This window comes from Variovorax sp. Root434 (genome assembly GCF_001426595.1).
Lineage (GTDB): Bacteria > Pseudomonadota > Gammaproteobacteria > Burkholderiales > Burkholderiaceae_C > Variovorax.
In genome coordinates, this window is record NZ_LMEK01000024.1 from 237375 (window position 1) to 256678 (window position 19304).

Genomic DNA, 19304 nt, shown 5'->3' on the forward strand with positions numbered 1-19304 from the left:
GATGGATGCGGTGCTGCGTTTCTCGCCCGCGCTGAGCGACTGGGTATTGCACAACCTGCACCAGGGCTGCGCCCCCGCGAACGTGATCGAGGCCATGCGCGCGCAAGACATGCCGCCCGAGGCCGCCAAGGCCATCGTCGATGCCTTCGTGTTCGCGCTGCGCACCGGAAGCCCGGTGCCTGTCGATTCGGTGACGGTAGCGCCCCTCTACCAGTACGAGCCGCCGCGGCTGCCGCCGGGCACGTCGATCCGCACCACGGACCGGCTCGTGCGCGTGGCCGCGCGCGCGGCGCAGCCGGCCATGGCTGTGCTCGACGACGTGTTCAACGCGCAGGAATGCGAAGAGCTGATCGCGCTCGCGAGGCCCCGGCTGGCGCCATCGACCACCGTCGATCCGCTGTCCGGGCGCGACCTTGTCGGTGAGCAGCGCAGCAGCCTGGGCATGTTCTTCCGGCTGCGCGAAAACGCGTTCATCGCCAGGCTCGATCAGCGCGTGTCGGAGCTCATGAACCTGCCGGTGGAAAACGGCGAAGGGATACAGGTGCTGTACTACCCGGCCGGCGCGCAGAGCATGCCCCACTTCGATTTCCTGGTGCCGTCGAACGCGGCCAACAAGGCCTCGCTGGCACGCAGCGGCCAGCGCGTGAGCACGCTCGTGAGCTACCTCAACGAGGTGGAGGAAGGCGGCGAGACCGTATTTCCCGAATGCGGCTGGTCGGTGTCGCCACGACGCGGCAGTGCGGTGTATTTCGAGTACTGCAACAGCCTTGGGCAGGTGGACCATGCATCGCTGCATGCGGGCGGACCCGTGCTGCGCGGCGAGAAATGGGTGGCGACCAAGTGGATGCGGCAGCGGCGCTTCGTGGCCGCTGGAGAGGCTTCGGACGGCTGACTCGTGGCGATGGGCGAGCCGCCTCCCGTGCGGTCTAGGGTATCGGTTTGACTTTATTTTAGATATATCTAAAATAATACCGATACACATCATGAAGGATGCTCGCCATGAGACATTTCCATTCCAGCCATCACCACTGCCGCACCGCCCGCGGCGAACATGAAGACGGCCTTTCCGGCGGGCGCGGACAACACCGCGGTGGTGGCCGTGGCGGCGCACGCGTGTTCGGCCACGGCGGCCTGCGCTTCGTGCTGCTGCAGCTCATTGCCGACAAGCCGGCCCACGGCTACGAACTGATCAAGGCCATCGAAGACCGCCTCGGCGGCAGTTACGCGCCGAGCCCCGGCGTGGTCTACCCCACGCTCACGCTGCTCGAGGAAATGGGCTACCTCAGCGTGGAAGCCGGCGACGGCAGCGGCCGCAAGCGCTACAGCATCACGGCCAGCGGCCAGGAATTCCTCGCCGCGAACCGCGAGATGGCCGACGCCATGATGGCCCGCATGAGCGGCGGCGTGGACGGCGCCGGCCCGCGCGGCGGACGGCCACCGCAGGTCACACGCGCCATCGAGAACCTCAAGCTCGCAATGCGCATGCGCCTGTCGGGCGCCGCGATGACCGATCAGCAGGCGCATGAATTCGCCGCGGTGCTCGACGCCGCGGCCCAGCAGATCGAAAAGATCTGAACCCGCGCCCTCCTCCGAATCTCAACCCATCCTGTTCACCACAGGATTCCTTCAATGACCGACTCCAGTACTTCATCTGCCTTCGCCGCACCCGACCGCATGCCGCGCCGGGTGCGCCACGACCTGCGCTTTCGCCGGCTCACGGTGAAGACCGCGCAGCGCGTGACGCCGCACCTGATCCGCATCACCCTCGCGGGCGACGACCTCGCGGGCTTCACCAGCCCCGGCTTCGACGACCACGCGAAGATCTTCTTTCCCGATGCCACCGGCAAGCTCACGCTGCCCACGGCCGGCCCCGAGGGCCCGATCTGGCCCGAAGGCCGCCCGACCATGCGCGACTACACGCCGCGCCGCCATGACGCCGCGGCCGGTACGCTCGAAATCGACTTTGCGCTGCATGAGGCCGGCCCCGCCACGCAGTGGGCCGAGCAGGCCAGGCCCGGCGACGTCGTCGGTGTAGGCGGCCCGCGCGGCTCGTTCATCGTGCCGACCGAATTCGACTGGCACCTGCTGATCGGCGACGACACCGCCCTGCCCGCGATCTCCCGGCGCCTGGCCGAACTGCCGGCCGGTGCGCGCGCGGTGGTGCTGGCTGAAGTCGATAGCGAAGCCGACGAGATTCCGTTCGACACGCAGGCCGAGCTCACGCTGAAGTGGGTGCACCGCCGCGGCACCGAGCCGGGCCTGAGCCCTGTGCTGCTCGACGCGCTGAAAGCGATGCAGCTACCGGCCGGCGACTTCCATGCATGGGTAGGCTGCGAGTCGGCCATCGCCAAGGCGCTGCGCGCGCACCTCGTGGGCGAGCGCGGCGCGAACCCGAAATGGACGCGGGCCTCGGGCTACTGGCGCCGCGGCGCGGTGGCCACGCACGATTCGCACGACGAGTGAATTGCCTTGCTCCTTCCCCCTCTGGGGGAAGGTCGGGATGGGGGCAAGCGGCGCTCGAAAGGCCGCTGGCTGCGGATGCGCCGCTTACCCCCACCCCTGCCCTCCCCCCAGCGGGGGAGGGAGAAAAACCGGGGCAGCCCCGCCCTCACAGCCAGCCAGCGCGCTTGAAGCGGTAGTAGAGATAGCCGCAGGTGCCGGCGATCAGCCCCAGCGCCACCGCATAGCCGTAGCGGAATTTCAGCTCCGGCATGTTCTCGAAGTTCATGCCCCAAATGCCGGCGTAGGCGGTGCACACCGCGAAGATGCTGGCCCAGGATGCAAGGCGCTTGGTGACTTCGCTCTCCTCGATGGTGACCATCGACAGGTTCACCTGGACCGCCGTGCCGATGGTGTCGCGCATGGCGTCGATCGAGCCGTTGATGCGTCCCAGGTGGTCGCCCACGTCGCGGAAGTACTCTTGTGAACTCATGCAGATCTGGGGCACCCGCCCGCCGTGCAGCTTGCTGGCCGCCTCCAGCAGCGGCGCCACCGCGCGCTTCAGGATCATGCTGCGCCGCTTCAGGTCGTACAGCTGCTTGATCTTGTCGCGCGCCACGCCGCCCTGGCCGAAGATCTGCTGCTCGATGGCCTCGAGCTCCACCTCCAGCGCGTCGATCACCGGGAAGTAGCGGTCGACCACTGCGTCCATCAGCGCATACAGCACGAAGCCCGCACCGTTGCGCAGCAGCTCGGGCTCGCGCTCGCAGCGCTCGCGCACGCCCAGAAAGCCCTGCTTGCTGCGGTTGCGCACCGACAGCACATAGTTGGCGCCGACGAACACGTCGACCTCGCCCACGTTCGTGCAGTGCTCACCCTCCGGCGAAGGCTCCACGAGGTGCATGACGACGAAGAGCGAATCGCCGTATTCCTCCACCTTGGGGCGCTGGTGGCCATGCTGCGCGTCTTCCACCGCGAGCGGATGCAGGCCGAATTCCTGCTGCATCTCGGCCAGCTCTTCCGGCGTGGCGTCGCTCAGTGCCACCCAGACGAAGCACCCCGGCCGGGTGATGTATTCGCTGATGTCCTCGACCGGAATGTCGGCGAGCTTGGCGCCGTTTTCATAGGCCACGCAGTTGATAAGCATCGGTATGCGTCCGTGTTCAGTCCTGGGGGCTGGCCGCAGCCAGTTGGCCCGTGGCAGCCAGCGATGCCTCGATGGCCTGCGTCTCGCCCTTGAGCAGGGCGAGCCCCTTCTCGGCAAAAGCAGCGTGGCTTGCAACGTCGGCCCACAGGCTCGCGGCGGCTTCGGCGCATGTGAGCGATGTGAAGCGGATGCGGCCCTTCGCGAGCGCCACGAAGCGCTGCTCGCGCAGGGGGTCCGAGCGGTCCCAGGCACCGCCGATGAGCACGCGCTTGCCGCGCTTGATGCGGGGTTCGCACTCGGCGAAGAAAGGCAGCTTGGCGGACACCCAACCCAACAGGCCGCTGTTCAGCGCGGTGTCGAAGGCCGAAGGGGCGGGGTGCGCCTTGGCAAATTCGCGCAGCGTACCGAGTGTGTAGAGCACCGGGTCTTTGGACCCGGCTGAACCGCCTTCCACCGGCCTGATGACGGACAGGCCGTTGCCTCCGCGCCCTTCGGGCCGTTTCGACTTGCGCAGGTCCGCGAGCTGGGCCGGCGACATGCAGAGGTACAGCGCCGCGAGTTCGGCGGGCAAGGTGGCGGTATCTGGCAGCGCATCCGCTTCAGCGCCTTTGAATTCATCCAGCTGGGCCATGGGCGCCTTGTTCTTCACGCGGGGTTGCGCCGGGGGATTTTAGAGTGGGGGATGCGGGCCGAAGCATCCCGTAGTCGCCGATGTCCTCGACCGGAATGCCAGAGAGCTGGCCCTCGGCTGAGACTTTCGCCTGTCCCCGATAATTGCCCGAGTGAAAACGACGACTGCCCACCCCACCCCCTCGACCAGCGATCTCTCTGGGCACACGCCGATGATGGCCCAGTACCTGGGCCTCAAGGCCAACCATCCGGACACCCTGCTGTTCTACCGGATGGGCGATTTCTACGAACTCTTCTGGGCCGACGCCGAAAAAGCGGCGCGCTTGCTCGACATCACGCTCACTCAGCGCGGCCAGTCGGCCGGCCAGCCAGTGGTGATGTGCGGCGTGCCCTTCCATGCGGTCGACACCTACCTGGGCCGGCTCATCAAGCTGGGTGAATCGGTTGCCATCTGCGAGCAGGTGGGCGAAGTCGGGGCCAGCAAGGGTCCGGTGGAACGCAAGGTGGTGCGGGTAGTCACGCCCGGCACGCTGACCGACTCCGAACTGCTCAACGACAAGAGCGAATCGCTGCTGCTCGCGGTGCATGCGGGCTCGCGCAATTTCTGCGGACTGGCCTGGCTCAGCGTGACAGGTGCCGAACTGCGGCTGGCCGAATGCCCGGCCGACGCGCTCGAAGCCTGGATCGCGCGCATCGCGCCGAGCGAGCTGCTCTACAGCGCCGAAGTGACGCCCGCCTTCGAGCAGCGCTTGAAGGCTGCGCGCGCCACCACGCCGTTCACGTTGTCGCTGCGACCGGCGTGGCAGTTCGACGGTGGCCTGGGCGAACGCAAGCTCAGCGAGCAGATGGGCAGCAACAGCCTGGCCGCGTGGAACGCCGAATCGCTGACCAACGCGCACGCCGCCGCCGCCGCGCTGCTGGGCTATGCCGAGCACACGCAAGGCCGCGCGCTCTCGCACGTCCAGCGCCTGTCGGTGGAGCGCGATGGTGACCTGATCGAGTTGCCGCCCACCACGCGCCGCAACCTCGAACTGGTGCAGACGCTGCGCGGCGAAGACTCGCCCACCATGTTCTCGCTGCTCGACACCTGCATGACGGGCATGGGCAGCCGCCTGCTCAAGCGCTGGCTGCTGTCGCCCCGCCGCGACCGTTCCGAAGCGCAGGCCCGGCTCGAAGCCATCGGCGCGCTGCAGTCCACCGTGCTCGACGGCACGGCCGCGCCGTGGCGCACGCTGCGCGAGCAGCTCAAGAACACGAGCGACGTGGAACGCATCGCCGCGCGCATCGCGCTGCGCCAGGTGCGCCCGCGCGAACTGCTGGCGCTGCGCCTGGCGCTGTCGAAGGCGGAACAGCTGGCGCCGCTGCTGCCCGGCGCCGCCGCGCTGCTGGCCCGGATCGCCGAACGCCTCGCCCCGCCACCGGGCTGCGCCGACCTGCTGGCGAGTGCGATCAAGCCCGACCCTTCCGCGCTGGTGCGCGACGGCGGCGTGATCGCCACCGGCCACGACGCCGAGCTCGACGAGCTGCGCGCCATCAGCGAGAACTGCGACGACTTCCTGCTGAAGCTCGAAATCAGCGAGCGCGAGCGCACCGGCATCAGTAACCTGCGGGTGCAGTTCAATCGCGTGCACGGCTTCTACATCGAGGTGACGCAAAGTGCGCTCTCGAAGGTGCCCGACAACTACCGCCGCCGCCAGACGCTGAAGAACGCCGAGCGCTTCATCACGCCCGAGCTGAAGGCCTTCGAGGACAAGGCCCTGAGCGCGCAAGACCGCGCGCTGGCCCGCGAGAAGTGGTTGTACGAACAGCTGCTCGACGCGCTGCAGCCCTCGGTGCCTGCGCTCACGCAGCTGGCCGGCGGCATCGCCACGCTCGACGCGCTGTGCGCACTGGCCGAGCGCTCGCACACGCTGCACTGGCGCGCGCCCAGCTTCGTGGCGCACCCGTGCATCGAGATCCAGCAGGGCCGCCACCCGGTGGTGGAGGCGCGGCTGGCCGAGAAGTCGTCGGGCGGCTTCATCGCCAACGACACGCAGCTCGGGCCGCAGCAGCGCATGCAGGTCATCACCGGCCCCAACATGGGCGGCAAGTCGACGTACATGCGGCAGGTGGCGATCATCGTGCTGCTGGCTTCCATCGGCTCGCACGTACCGGCGGCCGCCTGCCGGCTCGGGCCGATCGACGCGATCCACACCCGCATCGGCGCGGCCGACGACCTTGCCAATGCGCAGTCGACCTTCATGCTCGAGATGACCGAGGCCGCGCAGATCCTGCACAGCGCCACGGCGCAGTCGCTGGTGCTGATGGACGAGATTGGCCGCGGCACCAGCACCTTCGACGGGCTGGCGCTGGCCGCGGGCATCGCGGCCCAGTTGCACGACCGCAGCAAGGCCTTCACGCTGTTCGCCACGCACTATTTCGAACTCACCGAATTCCCGGCCACGCACCACGGTGCGGTGAACATGCACGTGAGCGCCACCGAGGCGGGCCGCGACATCGTGTTCCTGCATGAAATGCAGCCCGGCCCGGCCAGCAAGAGCTACGGCATCCAGGTGGCGCGGCTCGCGGGCATGCCCGCGGCGGTGGTCAACCATGCGCGGCAGGCGCTGGAAGCACTCGAATCGCAGCATGCGCAAACTCGTGCACAGGTCGACCTGTTCGCACCGCCCCCGGTAGCCGAAACGCCGCTGGCCAGCGCCGTAGAATCCGCGCTGGCTGCGCTCGACCCCGACACCATGAGCCCGCGCGAGGCGCTCGACGCCCTGTATGCCCTTCAAAAACTGAATAAACGTGAACTCGGCGCCGCATGACCGGGCACCGTTCATGCAAGATGAACTCATGACTTACTGCGTAGGCATCAAACTCAACGCCGGCCTGGTGTTTCTCTCCGACTCGCGCACCAATGCGGGCGTGGACCACATCAGCACCTTCCGCAAGATGATCGTCTACGAGCAGCCGGGCGACCGCGTCATGGTGCTGCTGTCGGCGGGCAACCTGAGCATCTCGCAGTCGGTGCGCGAAATCCTCCAGATCGAGGAGCTGCGCGAAACCCGCGAAGACGGCACGCAGGGCGACCCGATCACCATCTGGAACGCCAAGAGCATGTTCGATGCCGCGCGCGTGTTGGGCTCGGCGGTGCGCCACGTATACGACCGCGATGCCGAAGCGCTCAAGCATGCGGGGCTGGACTTCAACGTGTCGTTCATCTTCGGTGGGCAGGTCAAGGGCGAAGGCATGCGCCTGTTCCTGGTCTACGCGGCGGGCAACTTCATCGAAGCGACCACCGAGACGCCCTACTTCCAGGTCGGTGAATCGAAATACGGCAAGCCCGTGCTCGACCGCGTGCTCACGCCAGAGACCCCACTCGACGAGGCCGCCAAGTGCGCGCTGGTGTCGATGGACTCGACCATGAAGTCGAACCTGTCGGTCGGCCTGCCGCTCGACCTCGTGGTGTACGAGGCCAACAAGCTCGAGACCGATCGCGTGATCTGCATCGACGCCGACAACCCCTACTACCGCATGATGCACAACAGCTGGGGCCAGAAGCTGCGCGAGGTGTTCGACAGCATCGAAGACCCGGTGTGGGACGACAGCCATACCGAGCATCCGCTGAAGATGCCCGCCACGCGGCACAGCGCACTGCGCAAGATCTCCACGCCCGACGAAAAACTCATCTGAAGCCCGGTGCGGCTGTGGTGATGCCTCCCGTCGTCTTCTCGCACGGCAACAGCTTTCCCGCGAGCACCTACCGCGTCGTTCTCGACAGCCTGCGCAGCCGCGGCTTCGAGGTCGACGCCATCGAGAAGTTCGGGCACGACCCGAAGTACCCCGTCACCGACAACTGGCCGCACCTCGTGCAGCAGCTGGCCGACTTTGCGCAGCAGCACGCGGGCCGCGCCGGCAGACCGGTGTTCCTGGTCGGCCATTCGCTTGGCGGAATCCTGAGCCTGATGTGCGCGGCGCTGCACCCGGAGCTCGCCTGCGGCGTGGTGCTGCTCGATTCGCCGATCCTCAGCGGCTGGCGCGCGAACACGCTCAATGTCGTCAAGCGCACACCGCTCATGAAGAGCATTTCGCCCGGCGCCATCAGCCACCGGCGCAGGAACAGCTGGGCGCACCGGGAGGCGGTGTTCGAGCACTTCCGCAGCAAAAAGGCTTTCGCGAAGTGGGACGAGCAGGTGCTGCACGACTACATCGACCACGGCACCTTCGAGGGGGAAGACACGCGCGAGCTGAGCTTCGACCGCAACGTGGAAACGGCCATCTACAACACCTTGCCCCACAACCTCGGCGCCCTGCTGCGCCGCCACCCGCCCAAGTGCAAGGTGGCCTTCATCGGCGGGCGCCAGTCGGTGGAGATGAAGCAGGTGGGCATGGCGATGACCGAGCAAGTCACCAAGGGACGCATCGCGATGCTCGACGGCGGCCATCTGTTTCCCATGGAAAAGCCGCTGGCCACCGCCGCTGCCATCGAGGCGGCGCTGCGCAACCTGCTCTGAGCGGCCGCCGCGCCCTCACTCTTGGGTAACGTGCACCCCGGGCCGCTTGCCCGAATTCCATTGGCCCCCGAGCGCCCGCTCGATCTGCGCCGCCAGTTGCAGCAGCAGCCCGTCGTTCGCCTGCGCAGCCTGGGCCTGGATGCCCAGCGGCAGCCCGTTTTCCTGCGCAGCCATCGGCAGCGAGATGCCCGGCATGCCGCACAGGTTGGCCAGCGGCGTGTAGGCGAAGTTCTGCCAGAGGTTGGCGAACCAGTCGTAGACCGACGGGTTCGTGCTGGTCGTGAGGTACTCGCTGGTGCCCACCTTCGGCGTGGGCAGCGCGGTGATGGGTGTGAGGATGATGTCCCAGCGCTGGAAGAAGTCGCCGAAGGCGCGCGAGGTGGTGTTGAACACCGCCTGCATCTTCGAGCGCTCGGTGTATGAGGTGTGCAGCCCGGCTTCCCAGATCTTGATGTTGATCGGCTCCAGCAGCTCGGCCGGCGGGCGCTCCAGCCCCAGCCGGTGTAGGTGGCCGTCGATGACCTGCGCGAAGTTGCTGATGTAGCAGGTGGTCTGTGCGTCGAAGGCGGCCTTGAAGTCGACCGCCGGCAGCACCCATTCGACGTGATGGCCCAGCCCCTCGAGGAACCTGCCCACGCGCTCCAGCTCGGCCACGAAATGCGGCGTGGCGCGGAAGTCGCCCCACTCATGCGACAGCGCGATGCGCAGGCGGCCCGGGTCGCGCCGGATGAGTTCGCTGTACGGCTCGGCCGGCGACCAGAAGGGCATGAACTCGCCGGGGGCGCCGCCGCGGCAATGGTCGACGAAGGCGGCCGTGTCGCGCACGGTGCGGCTGTGGCAGCCCTGGATCGACACCAGCCCGGAAAGATCCGACAGCCCCGGCGCCAGCGAGAACACGCCGCGCGACACCTTCAGGCCGATGTTGCCGTTCACGCCCGCCGGAATGCGGATGGAGCCGCCGCCGTCGGTGGCATGCGACAGCGGCAGCACGCCGGCCGCCACGATCGCCGCCGTGCCGGCCGACGAGCCGCAGGTGGTGTATTCGAGGTCCCAGGGGTTGCGCGTGACGTGGAAGGCGTTCTCCGCCGAGCTGCACACGCCGAACTCCGGCGTGGTGCTGCGGCCCACGATGTTGAGCCCCGCCTTGCGCAGCTGCTGCGTGAGGAAGCTGTCGGCCGCCGGGCGATGGCCCTGCATCATCATCGAGCCGAATTCCTGCAGCCGGCCCTTCAGCGTCGGGCCGAGGTCCTTCATGAGGTAGGGCAGGCCCGCGAACACGCCGTCGGGGTTCATGCCGTCCTTCAGCGGGTCGGCCACCACGTCGTCGAACACTTCGACGACCGCGTCGAGCTGCGGGTTGACCTTCGCGATGCCGGCCGCCGCCTGCGCAGCCAGTTCCGCCGCCGTCACATCACCCTTGCGGACTCGTTCGGCCAAACCGATGCCGTCGTGATCGGCCCATTCGCTCCAGCTCATTGCCAGCGTCATTTCGCGGTGCTCCATTTCTTGTTCGTCGAGGAAAGTGCGTCCGATTTTGCCGAGCGTGTCGGCGCGACGCATACTGATGCGTCCTTGGGTGAGCAGGAACGAAGGACAAGCAAGCAGACAAGCAAGCGCGCCGCATGACCGACGACGACACCGCCTGGATCGCCACCACGCTGACCGCCTCGCGCCCGCGCGCGGTGGCCGCGCTGCTGCGCTACTTCCGCGAGCTCGACATGGCCGAGGAAGCCTTCCAGGAAGCCAGCCTGCGCGCCCTGCGGCACTGGCCCGCGAGCGGCCCGCCGCGCGATCCGCTGGCCTGGCTGATCTTCGTCGGGCGCAACGCGGCGCTCGACGAGGTGCGCCGGCGCAACCAGCACGAGGCGCTACCGGAGGACGACGCGCTCATTTCCGACCTCGACGACACCGAAGCCGCCCTGGTCGAGCAGCTCGACCAGACGCACTACCGCGACGACGTGCTGCGCCTGCTCTTCGTCTGCTGCCACCCCGAGCTGCCGCTGACGCAGCAGATCGCGCTGGCGCTGCGCATCGTCTCGGGCCTGTCGGTGCGGGAGATCGCACGCGCCTTCCTGGTCGGCGAAAGCGCGATGGAGCAGCGCATCACCCGCGCCAAGAAGCGCGTGGCCTCGGCCGGCATTCCCTTCGACACGCCGGGCCGGCGCGAGCGCGACGAGCGGCTGGCTGCCGTGTGCACCACCGTCTATCTGCTTTTCAACGAAGGCTATTCGGCCAGCGGCGGCGAGGAGCACGTGCGCGCCGCGCTGTGCGAGGAAGCCATACGCCTCGCGCGGCTGCTGCTCGAGCTGTTCCCCGGCGAGCCCGAGCTGATGGGCCTGGTCGCCCTGCTCCTGCTGCAGCATGCGCGCGCCGATGTGCGGCTCGATGACGGCGGCATGGTCGTGCTGCTCGAAGACCAGGACCGCACGCGCTGGAACTGCGCGCTCATCGCCGAGGGGCTGGCGCTGGTCGAAGGCGCGCTGCGGCAGCGCAGGCCCGGCCCCTACCAGCTGCAGGCCGCCATCGCCGCCACCCACGCGCAGGCCGCGCACGCCGGGGACTCGGACTGGGCCGAGATCGACCGCCTCTACGCCGCGCTCGAAACCCTGCAGCCCTCGCCGGTCGTCACGCTGAACCGCGCGGTGGCGGTGCACAAGCTGCACGGGCCGCAGACCGCGCTGGCGCTGACCGAACCGCTGGCCGGCGCGTTGGACGGCTACTTCCACTTTCACGGCCTGCAGGGCGCGCTGCTGATGCAGCTGAAGCGCGCCGACGAGGCCCGCGCCGCCTTCGCGCGCGCACTCGGCATGGCCCGCACCGCCGCCGAGGCAGCGCACATCCGGGCAATGCTCGACCGCATCGGCACGCCCGGCTGATACCGACTCACCCCGCCACGAACCACGGAAAGAAAAGGAAGACCATGCTCTATTCCATCCTCATCTACGGCTCCGAATCCACGGTGGCCGCCTGGGAACCGGGCGTCGAAGAGGAAATGCTCGAACGCCACACCGACCTGCGCGAGGACCTCCAGACGCAGGGCAAGCTCGGCACCGTGCTGCGGCTGATGCCGAACGTGGCGACCACGGTGCGCCAGGCGGGCGACATGCACCCGCTGGTCACCGACGGGCCCTTCGCCGAGACGAAGGAGCAGCTCATGGGCATCTACATCGTGGAGTGCGAGTCGGTCGAGGAAGCGACCCACGCGGCGCACCGGCTGGCCTTCGAGGGCGGGGTTTTCGAGATCAGGCCGATCACCTGGTACGACCCGGGCGTGATTCCGGCGCGAATTCCGCAGGTTTGAAAAAAGATCTGCCGGCGATGTCGGATCGGACCACCGCCCCGCGTCCTTGGATGGAACGCCCGCATGTCGCGGGCGGCAACCCGAGGAGAAACGATGTCGCAGACGTTCAGGAACAAGTGCGTGGTGGTTCACGGTGGCAGCGGTGCCATCGGCGGCGCGGCGGCCCGCGCCTTCGCGCGTGAAGGCGCCAGGGTGTTCATCACGGGGCGCGACCGCGCCAGGCTCGATGCGGCAGTGCGGGCCATCGAAACCGAGGGCGCGCGCGCCGAGGCGGCCGTGGTCGATGCGCTCGATGAGCAGGCCATGATCCGCCACGCCGCCGAAGTGGCCGAATGCGCCGGCGGCATCGACATCGCGCTCAACGCCATCGGCGTGATGCACGTGCAGGGCACGCCGCTCGCGGCGCTGCCGCTGGAAGACTTCTTCCTGCCCGTGCAGGCCTACACCCGCAGCTGCTTTCTCACGGCCAGGGCCGTGGCGCCGCACATGGCGAAGCGCGGCGGGGGCGTGATTCTTTCGGTGTCCACGCCAGCCTCGCGCCTGCCGGGGCCGGGCTACCTGGGCCACGCGGTGGCCTGCGCGGGTGTGGAGGCGCTTTCGCGCCACATGGCGGGCGAGCTGGCGGCCTTCAACATCCGCACCGTGTGCATCCGCTCGCACGCCATTCCCGAGGCGGTGACGGCCGGGTCGCACGCCCGCGAGGTGTTCCGCCCGGCCGCCGAGAGCATGGGGCTCACGGTCGAGCAGATGCTCGCGGCCAAGCCGCCCGGCCTGCTGGTGCAGCGTCTGCCCTCGCTCGACCAGATGGCGGCCGCCGCGCTGTTCGCGGCCTCCGATGGCGCGGGCGCGATGACCGGCGCGGTGCTGAACCTGAGCGGGGGTGTCACGCTGGATTGAGGCGCGGCCGCCATGGCTCCCTAGAATCGCCCGGGTCATTCCCGAACCTTGCCGATTCCGCATGCAGCCCGAATTTCCGTCAGCGCCTGCGCTGGCCGACGCACTGATCGTCGACCCGTTCTATCTCGCGATCTCCGTCGATTTCGAGCACGACATGCCGCGGCGCAAGGCGGTGCTCGCCAACTACTTCGCCTACTCGCTGGGCGAGGCCGTGCGCACAGGCCGCTACCTCGCCGCCGAAGACGCCCGGCTCGGGGCGGCGGCCTGGCTGCTGCCTCGCGCCGATGCGATCGACGCGGCCGAGTCGGCGGCGAAGAGCGATTACCTCGCCGACGCACTGGGCCCGCGGGGCCACGGCAACTACCGCCGCATCGTCGATTTCATGGCCGCGCGCTCGCCGGCCGTGGTGCCGGCGCATGCCTGGTACCTGTCGATCCTCGGCATCTCGCCCGATGCACAGGGGCGCGGGCTGGGCGCGCAGCTGCTGGCGCCTACGCTGGCCGAGGCCGACGCGGCGGGCGTGCCCTGCTTCCTGGAAACCTTCACGCCGCGCAGCGTAGCCTTCTACGAGCGGCTGGGCTTCCGTGGCGAAGCGGAGCACCTGGAGCCGATCACGAACTCGACTTACCTGATCATGTGCAGGCCTGCCCGGCAATCGTTGGCAACAAGTCTGGAAAATAAGTAAATACCTTGCGCCCGGCTCACCGGCCTGGCCGAAGAATCCGCCGCATGTCTCCCCTTCCGACAGAACACGCCGAACCCGTTTCGCTGAGCCCCACGCTGATCGTCGAGGACGAGCCGGCCATGCAGGAGCGCCTGCGCTACGTGCTGTCCACCCTCGGCTGCGACGAGAGCCGCATTTCGGTGACCGACAGCGTCGCCGGTGCCCGGCAGCTTCTGGGCGAACAGGGCTACGGCTTGGTGCTGGTGGACATCGGCCTGCCCGACGGCAGCGGGGTCGAGCTCATCGGCTGGCTGCAAACGCACCACCCGGGCGTTCCGGCGGTGGTGATCTCGGCCTGGCGCACGGAGGAAATCATCTTCGCAGCCCTGCGCGCAGGCGCCATCGGCTACCTGCTCAAGGAGCGCGACGACATCGAGCTGGGCATCGCGCTGCGCAGCATCGAACAGGGCGGCGCGCCCATCGACCCGAGCATCGCGCGCCACATCCTCGCCTGGCTGGCAACGCACCAGCCGCCGCCGGCCGAAGCGGCAGTGCAGGCATCCACAGAAGCACCGGCCGCGCTCACGCGCCGGGAGCGCGAGATACTGGAACTCGTCTCGCAAGGCCTGAGCAACCGCGATATGGCCGAATCACTCTCGATCTCCAGGCTGACCGTGGAATGCCACACCAAGAACATCTACCGCAAGCTGGCCGTCAGCTCGCGCACCGAGGCCGTCTTCGAGGGCCGGCGACACGGCTTGCTGCGCTGACCTGACGCGCCGCGGCCTTCTTCCCCCTGGCCTTCACCATGCGTAGCCCGCCTGAACGCGGGCGGCAACGCGGTTGCTGCTGCCGCTGCTGGTGGCGGTGGAGACACCCAGTCCCAGGTTCAGGTTGTCGTTGACCTGGTAGCCGAAAGCGAAGCCGATGGCGGATGCGCCGGCGTAGTTGCCCGCGGCGGCCCCCATCCACTTCTTGCCTGCTGCGAGCGTCGGCATGGAGGGCATGGCGAGCGCCGCTGCAATGCCCTTTGCGGCAAAGGCATTCGCCTGGCTGGTCGCGCTGCTCACCGCCTGCTGCAGCTGGTTGACGTTGACGGCGTCGGTGCCCAGCATGCCGGGCGCGACATTCGCAATGCCGCGCAACTGCCCGGTGGCCGCGTTGCCCACCGACACGGTGTTGTCGCGATCCGCCACCGAGCCCTGGCCCAGCGCAACCGCATTGCTGCCCGAGGCCAGCGTGTTGGCCCCGAGCGCCACGGCGTTGTTGCCGGTGGCCACCGCGTTGTTGCCTACGGCGGTGGTGGGATCGGCCAGCGCCCTGGCGCCTGCACCGATGGCGACCGAGCCGGCATAACGGGCCTCGGCGCCGCTGCCGACGGCGGTGGTGCTGTCGCCATTGGCCGTCGCATTGGTGCCCATCGCCGTGGCGCCCGCACCGGTGGCCTTGCTGCCCGTGCCGCAGGTCACGCTGCCTCCGCTGAAGCTGCACAGGCCATTGGCAAGGGCCTGATTCATGACGCTCTGCAATGCGGCCACCTGCTGCACCGTGAAGCTGTTGGAGGTCGCCACGGCGCCTTGCTCGGCCTGCTGGACCTGCCCGACGTTGGCGGCATCCGTCATGGCCGTGCCGGCGCGAACGTTGCTGAGCGTGGTTCCCGCGCCGCCGTTGGCATTCAGGCTGACGGTCGCGCCACCCGGGCCGTACTGGACCGAGTTGTTCGCCACGCCCAGGGCGGTGTTCGCCGTGCCCTGGGCAGCCGTTGCCGCAGCTTGGGCACCGTTGGCCGTGGTCTGGGCCGTGCCCGCATTGGCGAGCGCGGTGTTCGCCGTGCCTTGGGCAGCAGCAGCCGCTGTCTGGGCTCCGCTCGCCATGGCCTGTGCCGTGCCTGCATTGGCAAGCGCAGTGTTCGCCGTGCCCTCGGCTGACGCCGCAGCGCCCTGGGCAAAAGCAGCCACGGCCGTTGCGCCGCTGGCGGTTGCCATAGCCGTGTCGGCGGTCTCTCGCACCGAGTACAGCTGGCTGCCGTTGACGGCGTCGGTGCTCGTGGCGGTCACCGATCCCGCACTGACGTTGACCAGGCCACGCGTTTGGCCGGTGGACCCGAAGGAGACCGTATTCGCCGCCGTGGCAACGGAGTTCGCGCCAATGGCCGCGCTGCCGCTCGCACCGCTTTCGACCCGACTGCCCGAGCCTATGGCCACACCGCCTGTCGCAAGCGCCGCCGCGCCCGAAGCACCGCCGTTTGCGCCGCCGATCGCCGTGCTGCCGTTGCCGGACGCCAATGCGCCCTGGCTGGTGCCCGAGGCGCTTCCGATGGCGACCGCCGAGTTGCCCGTCGCCTGCGCGCCGCTGCCGCCGGCCCGGCCGCCGAAGCCGCAGCAACCGTCAAGGCCGGTGCCGCCAGCGCCGACGGCAATGGCGCCGGAGGACGTGGCCTGAGCGCCGCTTCCCCCTGCCCCGCCCGTGCCGCCCGCGGTACCTTGCCCCGCGGTTCCGCCGCCCCCGATGGCCGTCGAACCATTCGCGGTCGCACTGGCGCCAACGCCGCCCGTTCCACCGGTTCCGCCAGCAGTTCCGTTGCTGCCATCGCCACCCGCACCGATCGCGGTGGAACCGTCTCCTGAGACCGTAGCCGCGCCGCCGCCGGCGCTGGACGACCACCCGGGCTGGGCGCCTGCGTTGCCCGCACCACCGGCGGCATAGCCGGCGGCATATGCGCTTCCCGCGAAAGACAAGGCAATCGCCAGCAGTTGCGCGTGGATCCGGATGGACATGGACTTCTCCCCCTGTGAACAACTAAGACAAAACATGGCAAAGTGTGTCTTTTCGTTTTCATCGAGGCCATCCCCGAGAACTGGTAAATGAAGGATCTGGATCGATGAGGAGCCGGCAGCCCGGGTCGCCCGCACAGGCATTGCTTGCCGCGTTGATGGGCGCCTTTCTTTTCTTCCTCCTTGTTTTCATCCCCGCGAGGACGCTGGCGCAGCAGCCTCCTCCTCCCGAACTCCGCGTCGAAGCGGTGCGAGGCACGGGCTGGACCGAGACCAGCCCGCCGACCGACGGCTGGACGCGCGTCACGCTGCCCGACAGCTGGGCCGAACGCTGGCCCGGCTTCGACGGCGTGGTCTGGTACCGGCTGACCTGGGTCCAGCCCGCGCAGACCAATGAAACGGGCCTGCTGCTGCACTACCTCAACATGGCCGGCGAGGTTTCGCTGAACGGCACGCCGATCTCGCGCGACCAAAACCTGGTCGAACCGCTGACCCGCGCCTGGAACATGCCGCGCTACTGGCTGCTGGCGCCGCCGCTGCTGAAGCCGGGCGCCACCAACATGCTGACGGTCCGCGTCTCGGGCCTGTCTGCCTACCAGGCCGGCCTGGGCCCGGTCAGTCTCGGCAGGCCCGCCGCCGTGCAGGCGACCTACGAGCGGGAGCGGTTCGTGCGCCGCGACCTGCAGGTGCTGGGCCTCGCGGTGAGCGCGGCGGTCTCGGCGTTCTTCGCCGCGCTGTGGCTGCTGCGGCGGCGCGAGGCGGCCTACGGATGGTTCGCGCTGATGTCGGTGCTGTGGCTGCTGTTCGGCTACAACCAGATCGCGACCAGCCCCTGGCCGTTTGCCTCCAACCACGGGTGGCAGGCGCTCAACACTTCGCTGCTCTTGGTTTTTGGCGTGTCCTACATCGTCTTTGCGCTGCGCTTCTGCGCATCGCGCATGCCGCGCCTTGAAGCGGCGGCACTGTTGGTCGCGCTGGCCGGCGTGCTCGATCTGTGGCTGGCGAGCGGCCTGGACCTGCCGGTTCACCGCGCCATCTGGACGCTGGTGGGCGGCCTCACGGTCATTGCGGTGAACAGCGCATCGATCATGCATGCCCTGCGACACCGCGCGAGCCCGATGCGTTCGCTCGCGCCCTTCATGGCCGTGTCGGCGGCAACGGCAATGCACGACCTGCTGGTGTTCACGCAGGTGATCCACAGCAACATCTACTACACGACCATGTCGTCGTACGTGCTGTTGCTGGGCATGGCGCTGACGCAGGCCGGGCGCTTCGTGAGCAGCCTGAAGCGCATCGAAAACTTCAACACCGAGCTCATCGAAGAGGTGAACACCGCCAAGGCCGAGCTGGCCGCCACGCTCGCGCAGCAGCATGCGCTGGAACTGGCACATGCGCGCATCGGCGAGCGCGTGAACCTCGCGAGCGACCTGCACGACGGGTTGGGCGGCATGCTGGTCGGCAGCATCGCGACACTCGAACGCAGGCCCGAAGAGCTTTCCGCGCCCGCACTGCTCGCGATGCTCAAGAGCCTGCGCGACGACCTGCGGCTGATCATCGAGGCCACGGGCCAGCACGACGGTGCGCGTGCGTTCGGCGAGCTGCTCGCGCCCTTGCGCCACCGCACCTCGCAGCTGCTCGATGCGAACGGCATCGACTGCCGCTGGCAGGTATCGAACATCGAGACGCTCGAGCTGCCGCCGTCACAGAGCCTCGACCTGCTGCGCTTCCTGCAGGAGGCGCTGACGAACGCGCTCAAGCACAGCGCAGGCCGGCGCGTGGACGTGGCCGTGACGCGCACCGGCGCGGGTCTGCAGCTCAGCGTGCGCGACGACGGTCGCGGCTTCGTGGTCGATGGAGCCGACAAGGGCGCGGGTGCCGGACTGCGCAGCCTGCGCGCCCGGGCGCGGCGCCTCGGGGCCGAACTGCGGCTGCAGTCGCGCCCGGGCGAGACGCGGCTGACGCTTCAGGTGCCGCTGGCGGCAAAGGCAAGCTGAGCGCCGCGCAAAGTTACTCCGCCCAGACCACCGCCCCGCTCCACGCGGTGGCCAGCACCACGATGCCGAAGGCGATGCGGTACCACGCGAACGGAATGAAGTTGTGGGTGCTGATGTACTTCAGCAGCCAGCGCACGCACAACCATGCGCTGATGAACGAGAACACCAGCCCCACCGCGAACAGCGGGAGGTCGGCCACCGACAGCAGCGCGCGCTCCTTGTAGAGGCTGTACACGCCGGCGCCGATCAGCGTCGGGATTGCGAGGAAGAACGAGAAATCGGTCGCTGCCTGTCGTGACAACCCCAGCAGCATGCCGCCGATGATGGTCGAGCCGCTGCGGCTGGTGCCCGGGATCATCGCGAAGCACTGCACCAGGCCCACCTTGAGCGCATCCCATGGCGACATGTCGTCGACATGCTCCACGCGTACCGAACCCGGCGGCCGCTTCTCGGCCCACAGGATGATGAAGCCACCGATGATGAAGGTGCTCGCCACCACGGTCGGAATGAACAGGTGGGCCTTGATGGCCTTGCCGAACAGCAGGCCCAGCACCACCGCCGGCAGGAAGCCGATGAAGATGTTCAGCGCCAGGCGCTGCGCCTTCGGCTGCCGGGGCAGCGCGACGACGGTCGACTTGATCTTGTGCCAATAGACCAGGATCACCGCGAAGATCGCGCCGGTCTGGATGGCGATGTCGAAGACCTTGGCCTTGTCGTCGTCGAAACCGAGCAGCGAGCCCGCAAGAATCAGGTGGCCGGTCGACGAGATCGGCAGGAATTCGGTCAGCCCTTCGACGATGCCCATCACGGCGGCCTTGACCAGCAAAACAATGTCCACGCGCACTCCTTTGAAGAGCGGCCATTATCGCGAGGGAGCAGTCAGGCGCCATTCAGGCTCCCCTGTTCGGGTGATGTTCAGACCCGGTGCGTTGGCACACAGTCGGGCATGTTCGGGCATG

General features: G+C 68.4%; 17 protein-coding genes. 12 read left to right on the plus strand and 5 right to left on the minus strand.

What is annotated here, in order from left to right; translation table 11 throughout:
- Position 1 precedes the first annotated feature (1 nt).
- The 3 genes from ASD05_RS20780 (at position 2) to ASD05_RS20790 (ending at position 2463) form a co-directional block, all read left to right on the plus strand.
- Complete coding sequence (locus ASD05_RS20780) at positions 2 to 892, plus strand: 2OG-Fe(II) oxygenase (protein ID WP_056596475.1); 891 nt, start codon at positions 2 to 4, stop codon at positions 890 to 892.
- Between the two features lie 107 nt (positions 893 to 999).
- On the plus strand, positions 1000 to 1575 hold the full coding sequence (locus ASD05_RS20785) for a PadR family transcriptional regulator (protein ID WP_056596585.1): 576 nt from the start codon (positions 1000 to 1002) through the stop codon (positions 1573 to 1575).
- Positions 1576 to 1629: 54 nt separating this feature from the next.
- Positions 1630 to 2463, plus strand: coding sequence for a siderophore-interacting protein (locus tag ASD05_RS20790; RefSeq protein WP_056596478.1), 834 nt, complete (start codon positions 1630 to 1632; stop codon positions 2461 to 2463).
- A 145-nt stretch (positions 2464 to 2608) separates the two neighbouring features.
- Here ASD05_RS20790 and ASD05_RS20795 read toward each other — a convergent pair whose 3' ends face one another.
- Both ASD05_RS20795 and ASD05_RS20800 read right to left on the minus strand, forming a co-directional pair.
- The gene (locus ASD05_RS20795; protein WP_056596481.1) at positions 2609 to 3586 is read right to left on the minus strand and encodes a magnesium and cobalt transport protein CorA; all 978 of its coding nucleotides are present in this window, start codon (positions 3584 to 3586) and stop codon (positions 2609 to 2611) included.
- Between the two features lie 16 nt (positions 3587 to 3602).
- Positions 3603 to 4217 (minus strand): hypothetical protein, encoded by a 615-nt coding sequence (locus ASD05_RS20800; RefSeq protein WP_056596588.1) that lies wholly within the window; start codon positions 4215 to 4217, stop codon positions 3603 to 3605.
- Positions 4218 to 4428: 211 nt separating this feature from the next.
- Here ASD05_RS20800 and mutS point away from each other — a divergent pair, with 211 nt between their 5' ends.
- From mutS to ASD05_RS20815, 3 genes are read left to right on the plus strand one after another with little or no spacing between them, the layout of a single operon-like run.
- A complete protein-coding gene (gene mutS / locus ASD05_RS20805) occupies positions 4429 to 7026 on the plus strand; it encodes a DNA mismatch repair protein MutS (protein WP_235508047.1) in 2598 nt (865 codons plus the stop codon).
- A gap of 28 nt (positions 7027 to 7054) precedes the next feature.
- Positions 7055 to 7894, plus strand: coding sequence for a proteasome-type protease (locus ASD05_RS20810; RefSeq protein WP_042673444.1), 840 nt, complete (start codon positions 7055 to 7057; stop codon positions 7892 to 7894).
- Between the two features lie 20 nt (positions 7895 to 7914).
- The gene (locus tag ASD05_RS20815) at positions 7915 to 8715 is read left to right on the plus strand and encodes an alpha/beta fold hydrolase (RefSeq protein WP_056596485.1); all 801 of its coding nucleotides are present in this window, start codon (positions 7915 to 7917) and stop codon (positions 8713 to 8715) included.
- Positions 8716 to 8730: 15 nt separating this feature from the next.
- Here the strand turns inward: ASD05_RS20815 and ASD05_RS20820 are convergent, their stop codons facing one another.
- Positions 8731 to 10203, minus strand: a complete 1473-nt coding sequence (locus ASD05_RS20820) for an amidase (protein ID WP_056596591.1) — start codon at positions 10201 to 10203, stop codon at positions 8731 to 8733.
- 134 nt (positions 10204 to 10337) lie between these two features.
- Between ASD05_RS20820 and ASD05_RS20825 the strand changes: the two genes are divergently transcribed.
- From ASD05_RS20825 to ASD05_RS20845, 5 genes are all read left to right on the plus strand, one after another.
- Entirely contained in the window at positions 10338 to 11591 is a 1254-nt protein-coding gene (locus ASD05_RS20825) for an RNA polymerase sigma factor (RefSeq protein WP_056596488.1), read from the plus strand.
- A gap of 44 nt (positions 11592 to 11635) precedes the next feature.
- On the plus strand, positions 11636 to 12016 hold the full coding sequence (locus tag ASD05_RS20830; protein ID WP_056596490.1) for a YciI family protein: 381 nt from the start codon (positions 11636 to 11638) through the stop codon (positions 12014 to 12016).
- A gap of 93 nt (positions 12017 to 12109) precedes the next feature.
- A complete protein-coding gene (locus ASD05_RS20835; RefSeq protein WP_056596493.1) occupies positions 12110 to 12913 on the plus strand; it encodes an SDR family NAD(P)-dependent oxidoreductase in 804 nt (267 codons plus the stop codon).
- 61 nt (positions 12914 to 12974) lie between these two features.
- A complete protein-coding gene (locus ASD05_RS20840) occupies positions 12975 to 13598 on the plus strand; it encodes a GNAT family N-acetyltransferase (RefSeq protein ID WP_056596497.1) in 624 nt (207 codons plus the stop codon).
- Positions 13599 to 13642: 44 nt separating this feature from the next.
- The gene (locus ASD05_RS20845) at positions 13643 to 14347 is read left to right on the plus strand and encodes a response regulator transcription factor (RefSeq protein WP_056596499.1); all 705 of its coding nucleotides are present in this window, start codon (positions 13643 to 13645) and stop codon (positions 14345 to 14347) included.
- A gap of 33 nt (positions 14348 to 14380) precedes the next feature.
- On the opposite strand, the gene ASD05_RS20850 is transcribed toward ASD05_RS20845, so the two are convergent.
- The gene (locus ASD05_RS20850; protein WP_056596501.1) at positions 14381 to 16354 is read right to left on the minus strand and encodes a YadA family autotransporter adhesin; all 1974 of its coding nucleotides are present in this window, start codon (positions 16352 to 16354) and stop codon (positions 14381 to 14383) included.
- Positions 16355 to 16458: 104 nt separating this feature from the next.
- Here ASD05_RS20850 and ASD05_RS20855 point away from each other — a divergent pair, with 104 nt between their 5' ends.
- A complete protein-coding gene (locus ASD05_RS20855) occupies positions 16459 to 18345 on the plus strand; it encodes an ATP-binding protein (RefSeq protein WP_056596503.1) in 1887 nt (628 codons plus the stop codon).
- Positions 18346 to 18358: 13 nt separating this feature from the next.
- Here the strand turns inward: ASD05_RS20855 and ASD05_RS20860 are convergent, their stop codons facing one another.
- The gene (locus tag ASD05_RS20860) at positions 18359 to 19183 is read right to left on the minus strand and encodes an undecaprenyl-diphosphate phosphatase (RefSeq protein ID WP_007833779.1); all 825 of its coding nucleotides are present in this window, start codon (positions 19181 to 19183) and stop codon (positions 18359 to 18361) included.
- Positions 19184 to 19304 lie beyond the last annotated feature (121 nt).